We start from the raw sequence: 8,456 nt of genomic DNA on the forward strand, positions 1-8,456 counted from the left end.
CTTCAGGCCCGGGGATGGGCCTGGTTGTAGACGCTGAGCAGGGCGGCGGCGTCGACCTCGGTATAGCGCTGCGTCGTCGAGAGCGAGGCGTGGCCCAGCAGTTCCTGGATCGAACGCAGGTCGGCGCCGGCGCCCAGCAGGTGGGTGGCGAACGAGTGGCGCAGCGCGTGCGGCGTGGCGCTGGCGGGCAATCCCAGGCGGCCCCTTAGGTTCTGCATGGTCGCCTGGACGTGGCGCGGTCCCAGCGCCCCGCCCCGTTTGGCCCGGAACAGCGGCCCGTCGGGCTCCAGGGCGAAGGGGGCCTCGGCCAGATAGGCGTCCACCGCCGCGCGGACGGCCGGCAGCACCGGGACCATGCGCGTCTTGCCGCCCTTGCCGGTAATGCGCAGCAGCTCGGGAAGGGGCGCGTCAGACCGCTTGAGGGACAGGCCTTCGGAAATCCGCAGGCCGCAGCCGTAGAGGAGGGCGAGGACGGCCTGGTCGCGCGCGGCTTCCCAGTCCTCGCGGTCGGGGTCCAGCGCAGGCTCCGCCAGCAGGCCGGCGGCCTGATCCTCGGTCACGGGGCGTGGCGCGCCGGGCTTCACCCGCGGGCCCCGGACCAGGGCGATGGCCGCGTTGGGCGTGTCGAGCCGGCGGTCGAGGAAACGGTGGAAGGTGCGGATCGCCGACAGCGCCTGGCTGAGCGAGCGCGGCGACAGGGGGTGGTCGCCGGCGCGCAGGTGCGCGAGCCAGGCGCGCACCTCGCCGGCCGTGACCGTCGCGAGATCGCGCACCGACAGGCTTTCACCCCGGTGCTGTTCCAGGAAGGCGATGTAGCGGCCGGCCGCGAAGCCATAGGCCTCGAGCGTGCGCGGCGAGGCGCGCCGCTCGTGCGCCAGGTGTTCGAGCCACTGGAGCCTGGCGTCGTGTGCGCTCAGAGCAGCGGCCATCGCTCCGCCGTCCGCTCGACCACCCGGGCCAGGAAAGCCACCAGCTCGGCGCCCATGTCCGGGGCGAAGTCGTCGGCGTTGGCCGAACCGAAGGCCAGCAGGCCCTGGCGCGAGGGCTCCCAGATCGAGAGCCGCACCATGGCCATAGAACGGATTTCGCCAGCCTCGGGGGCGAAGAGGCCGAGCGCGGTGGGCGCAAAGCCCATGCGGGCGTCGGGCCGCGCTCCGTCGAGCAGCAGGTTCACCTGGCCCTCGACCAGCGGCCGCCAGCCGGCGGGCGGCAGGCCCTCGCATTCCAGGGCGATCAGGCCGGCGGCGAGGCCGAAGCGGCCGCGGGCCAAGTCGTCCACGCGCCGGGCCAGGTCGGCGAGGTTACGGGCCTCCAGCAGGTCCACGACGGCGCCGTGGGTCTGGGCCTGGGCGGCGAAGTTGGCGCGGGCCAGCTCCTCCAGCATCTGGCGCTGCTCGGCCTCGCGCTGATGGTCGGCGCGGACGCGCGCCATCGGGGCGAATTCGACGACGTTGCCGCCGGCGACGCTGAGGCCGAGCTGGGCCAGCAGGGCCTCGTCGGCCGTCAGGAAGTCGGGGTTCTCGGCCAGGAAGCGGCGCACGTCGGCCGGGTCGAGCGTGCGCTCGACCGCCGGGCCGGCGGCGCGCCGGGCCGCCTTGGCCTTGGCCGCCGGGGCCGCCGCGGGGATGTCGAAACTGAACTCACCCTGCGACCCGTCCATGTCACTCCAGCCTCGTTACAGGATGGACTGGCCCGTCTTGGCCCAGTCCGCCATGAACTGTTGGAGCCCCTGTTCGGTTAACGGATGCTTGAAGAGCGCCTGGAACACCGCCGGCGGAATGGTGGCGCAGTCGGCGCCGGCGAGGGCGGCTTCCTTGACGTGGGCCGGGGTGCGGATGGAGGCGGCCAGGATCTCGGTGTCGAAGCCGTAGTTGTCGTAGATGGCCCGGATCTCGCTGATCAGGTCCATGCCCTCGGCGCCGTGGTCGTCCAGGCGGCCGATGAAGGGGCTGATGTAGCTGGCGCCGGCCTTGGCGGCGAGCAGGGCCTGGGTCGCCGAGAAGCAGAGCGTCACGTTGGTCTGGATGCCCTCGGCCGAGAATTCCTTGGTGGCGGTCAGGCCCTCGCGGGTCAGCGGCACCTTCACGACCACGTTGGGCGCCACGCCCGCCAGCTTGCGGCCCTCGGCCAGCATGCCGGCGACGTCCATGGCCGCCACCTCGGCCGAGACGGGGCCTTCGACCAGGCCGCAGATCTCGGCGATCACCTCCAGCATGTTGCGGCCGGACTTGGCGATCAGCGAGGGGTTGGTGGTCACGCCGTCGACCAGGCCGGTTTCGGCAAGGTCCTTCAGGACGGCGGTGTCGGTGGTGTCGAGGAAGAGCTGCATTATCTGACCTTGGACTTGTTCAGGGCGCTTGTAGCTGCCCGGGCGCAGGTCCGCAAAAGTCGAAACCGGTTTTGCGTCCGACTGCGCCCAGACCTTTGCCTCGCGCGCCACCCGGGCGGCGAACCGCATTCCACTTCGCCTGACGGCGCGCCGGGCGCAGTCCGCAAAAGTGGAAACCGGTTTTGCGTCCGACTGCGCCCAGACCTTTGCTTGGCGCGCCGTCCGGGCGGCGAACCGCATTCCACTTCGCCTGACGGCGCGCTAAGCCGTGATCCTCAACCCATGAGCCGCATCGCCTCCGTCCTCCTGCCCATGCCCCTGCCCGAGGCGTTCGACTACGCCGAGCCGGAAGGCATGGGGCTGGAAGCGGGCGACCAGGTGGCCGTGCCGCTGGGGCCGCGCCTGATCCGCGGGGTGGTCACCGAGTTGCGCGATGCGATGGGCGGAAACCGCCCGCTGAAACCGGTCGCCGAGCGGCTCGACGATCCGCGCCTGCCGCCGGGCACGGTGGAGTTCGTGCAGTGGGCGGCGCGCTATGCCGTGGACGCGCCCGGTCAGCCGCTGGCGATCGCCCTGCGCGGAGCCCGGGCGCCGAAGCCGCGGCCCGTGCGGGTGGTGGTGGCCACCGGAACCTCGCCCGCGCGTCCCACGCCGGCCCGCGAGAAGGTGATCGAGGCGGCCCTCCAGCCGATGGCCGCCGCCGACCTCGCCCGCGCGGCCGGGGTCTCGGCCGGGGTCGTGAAGGCCCTGCTGGACGAGGGCGTGCTCGCGGTCCGCGAGATCCTCCCCGAAGCGCGGTTCGACCCGCCGGACCTCTCCCGCCCCGGCCCGCAGCTCAGCGCCAGCCAGGCGGCGGCGGCCGAGGCCCTGAAGGACCTGGTGGCGGACGGCTTCGGTGTCGCGCTGCTGGACGGGGTCACCGGCTCGGGGAAGACCGAGGTGTACCTGGAGGCCGCAGCGGCGGCGCTCGCGGCCGACCCCGACGCCCAGGTGCTGATCCTGCTGCCCGAGATCGCCCTGACTCAGGCGGTGATCGCGCGTGTCGCCGCCCGCTTCGGCGCCCAGCCGGGCGAGTGGCACTCGGACGTCGCCCCGCCGGGTCGCCGGCGCGTCTGGGAGGCCGTGGCGGCGGGGACCTGCCGGATCGTCGTAGGCGCGCGCTCGGCGCTGTTCCTGCCCTTCCGCAAGCTGCGCCTGATCGTCGTGGACGAGGAGCACGACGGCTCGTTCAAGCAGGAGGACGGCTTCATCTACCACGCCCGCGACCTGGCGGTGGTGCGGGGCCGGATCGAGGGCGCGGCGGTGATCCTGGCGTCGGCCACGCCGTCGCTGGAGACGCTGCGCAACGCCGAGGCGGGCCGCTATCGATGGCTCAGGCTCTCGGCGCGGCACGGGACCGCGCGCCTGCCGGACATCGAGCTGATCGACCTGCGCGAGACGCCGCCCGAGGCGGGGCGGTGGCTTTCGCCCCCGCTGGTCAAGGCCATGGCCGAGACCTGGGCCCGGGGCGAGCAGAGCCTGCTGTTCCTGAACCGCCGGGGCTACGCGCCCCTGGTGCTGTGCAAGGCGTGCGGGGAGCGGATGACCGCGCCCGACACCGATTCCTGGCTGGTGGAGCACCGCTACACCGGCCGCCTCGTCTGCCACCTGACCGGGTTCTCGATGCCGAAGCCGGCGGCCTGTCCGCATTGCGGGGCGAAGGACAGCCTGGTCTCTATCGGGCCGGGTGTGGAGCGGGTGGAGGAGGAGGCTCGCGCCCTGTTCCCGGAGGCGCGGATCGCGGTCTTCTCGTCGGACACGGTCTTCGACGCCCGCGAGGCCCGGCGACTGGTCGAGACCATGGCGGCCGGGGAGATCGACATCCTGGTGGCCACTCAGGCGGCGGCGAAGGGGCACAATTTCCCCAAGCTGACGCTGGTGGGGGTGGTGGACGCCGACCTCGGACTGCGGGGCGGCGATCTGCGGGCGGCCGAGCGGACCTACCAGCTCCTGGCGCAGGCGACCGGGCGGGCGGGGCGCAAGGACCGGCCGGGCCGGGCGCTGCTGCAGACCTACGCCCCCGAGCACGCCGTCATGCAGGCGCTGAAGGCCCAGGACCGGGACGCGTTCGTGGCCGCCGAGATGGCCGAGCGGGAGCTGGCGGGGCTGCCGCCATTCGGGCGGCTGGCGGCTGTGGTCGCCTCTGGGCCAGACGCCGCGCAACTGGACGCCTTCGTGCAGGGCATGGCGCAGGCGGCGCCCAACACGCCGGGGGTCGAGGTCTACGGTCCGGCCGACGCGCCGCTCGGTCTCGTGCGGGGCCGGCGGCGCAAGCGCTTCCTGGTGCGGGCGGACCGCTCGGTGGACCTGTCCGCCTACATGGCGGCCTGGCGGGCCCGCGTGCGGCCGCCCGGCCAGATCCGCGTGGCCATCGACATCGATCCCTACAGCTTCCTCTGACGAGCCGCCGGCCCCGCGAGGGGCCGGCGGGCTGTCGTCAGTGCAGGACCTTGTCCTCGACGGACGGCTTCTTGCGGCGCGCCAGCATGTTCAGCGCCTCGACGCCCGCCGAGAAGGCCATGGCGGCGTAGATGTAGCCCTTCGGCACGTGGACGCCGAAGCCGTCGGCGATCAGCACCGCGCCGATCATCAGCAGGAAGCCCAGGGCCAGCATCACCACGGTGGGGTTGTTGTTGATGAAGTTCGCCAGGGGGTCGGCGGCCACCAGCATGATGCCCACGGTGATGACCACGGCGGCGATCATGATCGGCAGGTGGTCGGTCATGCCCACGGCGGTGAGGATCGAGTCGATCGAGAACACCAGGTCCAGCAGGATGATCTGGAAGATCGCCGCGCCGACGTTGCTGATGACCTTGCTCTTGGTGTCCATCACGCCGTGCGTCTCGCGCGTATCCACCTTCTCGTGGATCTCGGTGGTGGCCTTCCAGACGAGGAACAGGCCGCCCGCGATCAGGATCAGGTCGCGCCAGGAGAAGGCCAGGTCGAACGACGGCTCGCCATGCGCGCCAAGCGGGCCCTGCCAGGGCAGGGAGAAGACCGGCTGGGTGAGGCCGACGATGAAGGCCAGGGTGGAGAGCAGCGCCAGGCGCATGATGAGGGCCAGCGCGATGCCGATGCGTCGCGTGCTGGCGCGCTGATGCTCGGGCAGCTTGTTCGAGAGGATCGAGATGAAGATCAGGTTGTCGATGCCGAGCACGACTTCCATGACCACGAGGGTCACCAGCGCGGCCCAGGCGGCCGGGTCGGTCACAAGGGCGGCGATATCCATAGAGCTCTCCGGTCGTTCATGTACGTGTATCTTAGTGACGATATACGCGTATGACTAGGGCCGAGTTGAAGGCCTAGTGTGCCGCTTTTTTGGGCTCCGGCGCCGCCGCTCGCGGGTTTGTGAAGGGCCGATTTCTCCTCTTAGGCGAGTCTGCTCGAAGACGCGTCGCGGGTGGGCGAGCTCTTATTTCGGCTTGTTACGACTGCGTGAGTGCAAGACTAGAAAAAATTACAAGGTGTTAAGGAGGGCGGCGAAATCGAGTTAATTGCAGCTCAATTACAGGAATGCGCGCGACCGGTCGCCAATAGTTTTCTTAATGGACGGATCAGTACAGGGATTTCTGAAGCCATTATTGCGTCATCCATACGGACGTTTGGCGGCATGCCTGGGGTGGCTTGTGGATAAACCGTGCGCGACATCCCGCCGCGCCGCGTAAACCCTCTTTTCACTCAGACCGGATATCGTTACCCCTTCACCTGGGAGTGTCGGGGAGTAACCGAAGCATGCTTAAACGGACGAAGGCCCTCATCGGGTCCCTCGCCGCTGCGGCGTTCGTCGCGTTCGCGCCCGCTGGCGCGATGGCCGACACCTATTGGCAGTGCGTGCCCTTCGCGCGCCTGATCTCGGGCATCCAGATCTTCGGCGACGCCTGGACCTGGTGGCAGCAGGCTGCCGGCAAGTACGAGACCGGCTTCCAGCCGCGCGCCGGCGCCGTCCTCTGCTTCAAGCCGACCCAACGCATGCGCCTGGGCCACGTGGCCGTGGTCAGCCAGGTGCTCACCGACCGCGTCGTGCAGATCACGCACGCCAACTGGAGCCCGATCGAGGGTTCGCGCGGCAAGGTCGAGAAGGACGTGACCGTCATCGACGTGTCGCCGGCCGGCGACTGGAGCCAGGTGAAGGTCTGGTACGACCCGAACCGCGACCTGGGCGGCTCGACCTATTCGACGCACGGCTTCATCTATCCCGACGCCACCGCCCGCGTGATGGCGGCCTCTGGCGTGAGCCGCCTGCAGAACGGCGCCATCGCGGTGGCCCAGTCGGCCGCTTCGCAGATGGCCGGCGCCGTCCGTCCCGGCCAGGGCGCCCTCAGCGTGCTGAGCCAGGCAGCCGACTCGACCGATCGGATCGCCGCCCTGATCGCGGCGGCCACGCGCGGCGACCAGCCGACCCCGCCGCCCGCCACGCGCTGATCGCGCACGGTTGACGACCCGCCCGACGCGCCGCCACAAGAGGCGCGCGGAGGCCTAGCCATGCTCAGGGTGCTTCGGCGCGGCCAGCGCGCCACCGAGGTCGAGGTCGCCTGCGAAGGCTGGCAGCTTGGCTCCGACGTCCTCTGGATCGACCTGTTCCGCCCGAGCCGCGAGGAGGAGCTGGCGGTCGAGGGCGCGCTGGGCCTGCAGTTGCCGACCGTCGAGGAGATGGCCGCGCTGGAGCCGTCCAGTCGGCTCTACCAGGAATGCGGCGGCACGTTCATGACCGCCACGTTGCTGGCGCGGAGCCACGAGGACATGCCGTTTGCGACGCCGGTCACCTTCGTGCTGGCCAAGGGGCTGCTGGTCACCTTGCGCTACGAGGAACTGAAGGCGTTCACGATCTTCTCGGAGCGCGCGCCGGGCAGCGACCTCGCCAGCGGCACGGCGACCCTGCTCAGCCTGCTGGACGCGATCGTCGAGCGCCTCGCCCGCACCCTGGACGACATGGGCGACAAGGTGCAGGTGGCGTCGAACGCGATCTTCAACCGGCCGAAGGGGGGCAATTTCCGGCCGCTGCTCACCGACCTGGCCGCCGCCCAGTCGGTCACCTCGCTCACACGCAACAGTCTGAGCAGCCTGGGCCGCGCCATCGGCTACGCGGGCCTTGCCGGGGAGGTCGCGGGCGATCCGGAATGCCGCGCGCACGTCGAGGCGCTGCACCGTGACGTACAATCCCTGGGCGAGCACGCGGGGCACCAGTCGTCGCATATCGCCTTCCTGCTGGACGCGGCCCTGGGGCTGATCAACATCGAGCAGAACGGGATCATCAAGTTCTTCTCGGTGGTGGCGGTGGTGTTCATGCCGCCCACCCTCATCGCCTCGATTTACGGGATGAATTTCGACGTCTTGCCCGAGCTGCACTGGGCGGCGGGCTACCCGCTGGCGCTGATCGCCATGGCCATCGCCGCAGCCCTGCCGGTGATCTGGTTCAAGAAGCGCGGGTGGCTGTAGCCGCCCGCGCAAGCTGCGCCCTAAGTTTGGCTTAAGGTTGTAGCGCAACCCATCCTTAAAGCCGTTGCCGCCATGGTGAACGCGAAGGCCTTCATGTCGTCGCAAGCACAACAACACCATACGGCGCTCGACGCCCAGGCGCTCCGCGAGGCGCTCGACGCGCACCAGCGCTACCTGGCGGGGCGCGCCGGGGGCCGGCGGCTGAACCTCACCTATGCCGATCTCGCCAACTGCAGCCTCGAGGGCGTGGACCTGCGGGACGCCGACCTTACGGGCGCCAAGCTGTCGGGCTCGACCCTGGCTCGGGCCAATCTGTCCCGCGCGATCCTGTTCGGGGCCGATTTGCGCGAAGCCGACATGCGGCACGTGAACCTGAAGCGGGCGGACCTGCGCGGCGCCTGCATGCGGGGGGCGAACCTGGCGGGCGCCGAGCTGGCGGGGTGCGACCTGCGCGAGGGCCGCATCGCGCTGCAGGACAAGCTGGACGGCTTCCGCATCCTGCGGCACGAGCACCGGCCGGGCGAACTGAACTACGCCGTGCTGTCAGGGGCCAACCTGGCGGGCGCCCAGATGAGCGGCGCGGTGGCCATGACCAGCGACTTCACCGACGCCAACCTGTCGGGCGCGATCCTGACCGGCGCCAAGCTGATGC

At 70.6% G+C, this 8,456-nt stretch carries 8 protein-coding genes; 4 read left to right on the plus strand and 4 right to left on the minus strand.

The window, feature by feature from the left end; genetic code table 11:
• Nucleotides 1–2: 2 nt before the first annotated feature.
• Genes Q0L11_RS09380 through fsa form a run of 3 tightly spaced genes read right to left on the minus strand, consistent with a single transcriptional unit; the run spans nt 3 to nt 2,329 of the window.
• Nucleotides 3–929, minus strand: a complete 927-nt coding sequence (locus Q0L11_RS09380) for a tyrosine recombinase XerC (protein ID WP_296596875.1) — start codon at nt 927–929, stop codon at nt 3–5.
• The gene (locus Q0L11_RS09385) at nt 914–1,660 is read right to left on the minus strand and encodes a DUF484 family protein (RefSeq protein WP_296596876.1); all 747 of its coding nucleotides are present in this window, start codon (nt 1,658–1,660) and stop codon (nt 914–916) included. Before Q0L11_RS09385 ends, Q0L11_RS09380 begins: the two co-directional genes overlap by 16 nt.
• 15 nt (nt 1,661–1,675) lie before the next feature.
• Nucleotides 1,676–2,329 carry a fructose-6-phosphate aldolase gene (gene fsa / locus Q0L11_RS09390; protein ID WP_296596877.1) on the minus strand — a complete coding sequence of 218 codons (654 nt, stop codon included), beginning with the start codon at nt 2,327–2,329 and terminating at the stop codon, nt 1,676–1,678.
• Nucleotides 2,330–2,611: 282 nt separating this feature from the next.
• On the opposite strand from fsa, the gene Q0L11_RS09395 reads away from it, so the two are divergent.
• Entirely contained in the window at nt 2,612–4,768 is a 2,157-nt protein-coding gene (locus Q0L11_RS09395) for a primosomal protein N' (RefSeq protein ID WP_296596878.1), read from the plus strand.
• A 37-nt stretch (nt 4,769–4,805) separates the two neighbouring features.
• Here the strand turns inward: Q0L11_RS09395 and Q0L11_RS09400 are convergent, their stop codons facing one another.
• A complete protein-coding gene (locus tag Q0L11_RS09400; protein ID WP_296596879.1) occupies nt 4,806–5,597 on the minus strand; it encodes a TerC family protein in 792 nt (263 codons plus the stop codon).
• A 503-nt stretch (nt 5,598–6,100) separates the two neighbouring features.
• Here Q0L11_RS09400 and Q0L11_RS09405 point away from each other — a divergent pair.
• The 3 genes from Q0L11_RS09405 to Q0L11_RS09415 all read left to right on the plus strand — a co-directional run.
• On the plus strand, nt 6,101–6,790 hold the full coding sequence (locus Q0L11_RS09405; protein ID WP_296596880.1) for a CHAP domain-containing protein: 690 nt from the start codon (nt 6,101–6,103) through the stop codon (nt 6,788–6,790).
• A gap of 60 nt (nt 6,791–6,850) precedes the next feature.
• Complete coding sequence (locus Q0L11_RS09410) at nt 6,851–7,804, plus strand: magnesium transporter CorA family protein (RefSeq protein ID WP_296596881.1); 954 nt, start codon at nt 6,851–6,853, stop codon at nt 7,802–7,804.
• Between the two features lie 93 nt (nt 7,805–7,897).
• On the plus strand, nt 7,898–8,456 hold a 559-nt coding region (locus Q0L11_RS09415), incomplete at its 3' end, for a pentapeptide repeat-containing protein (RefSeq protein ID WP_296596882.1).

The organism is Phenylobacterium sp. (genome assembly GCF_024508875.1).
GTDB lineage: Bacteria > Pseudomonadota > Alphaproteobacteria > Caulobacterales > Caulobacteraceae > Phenylobacterium.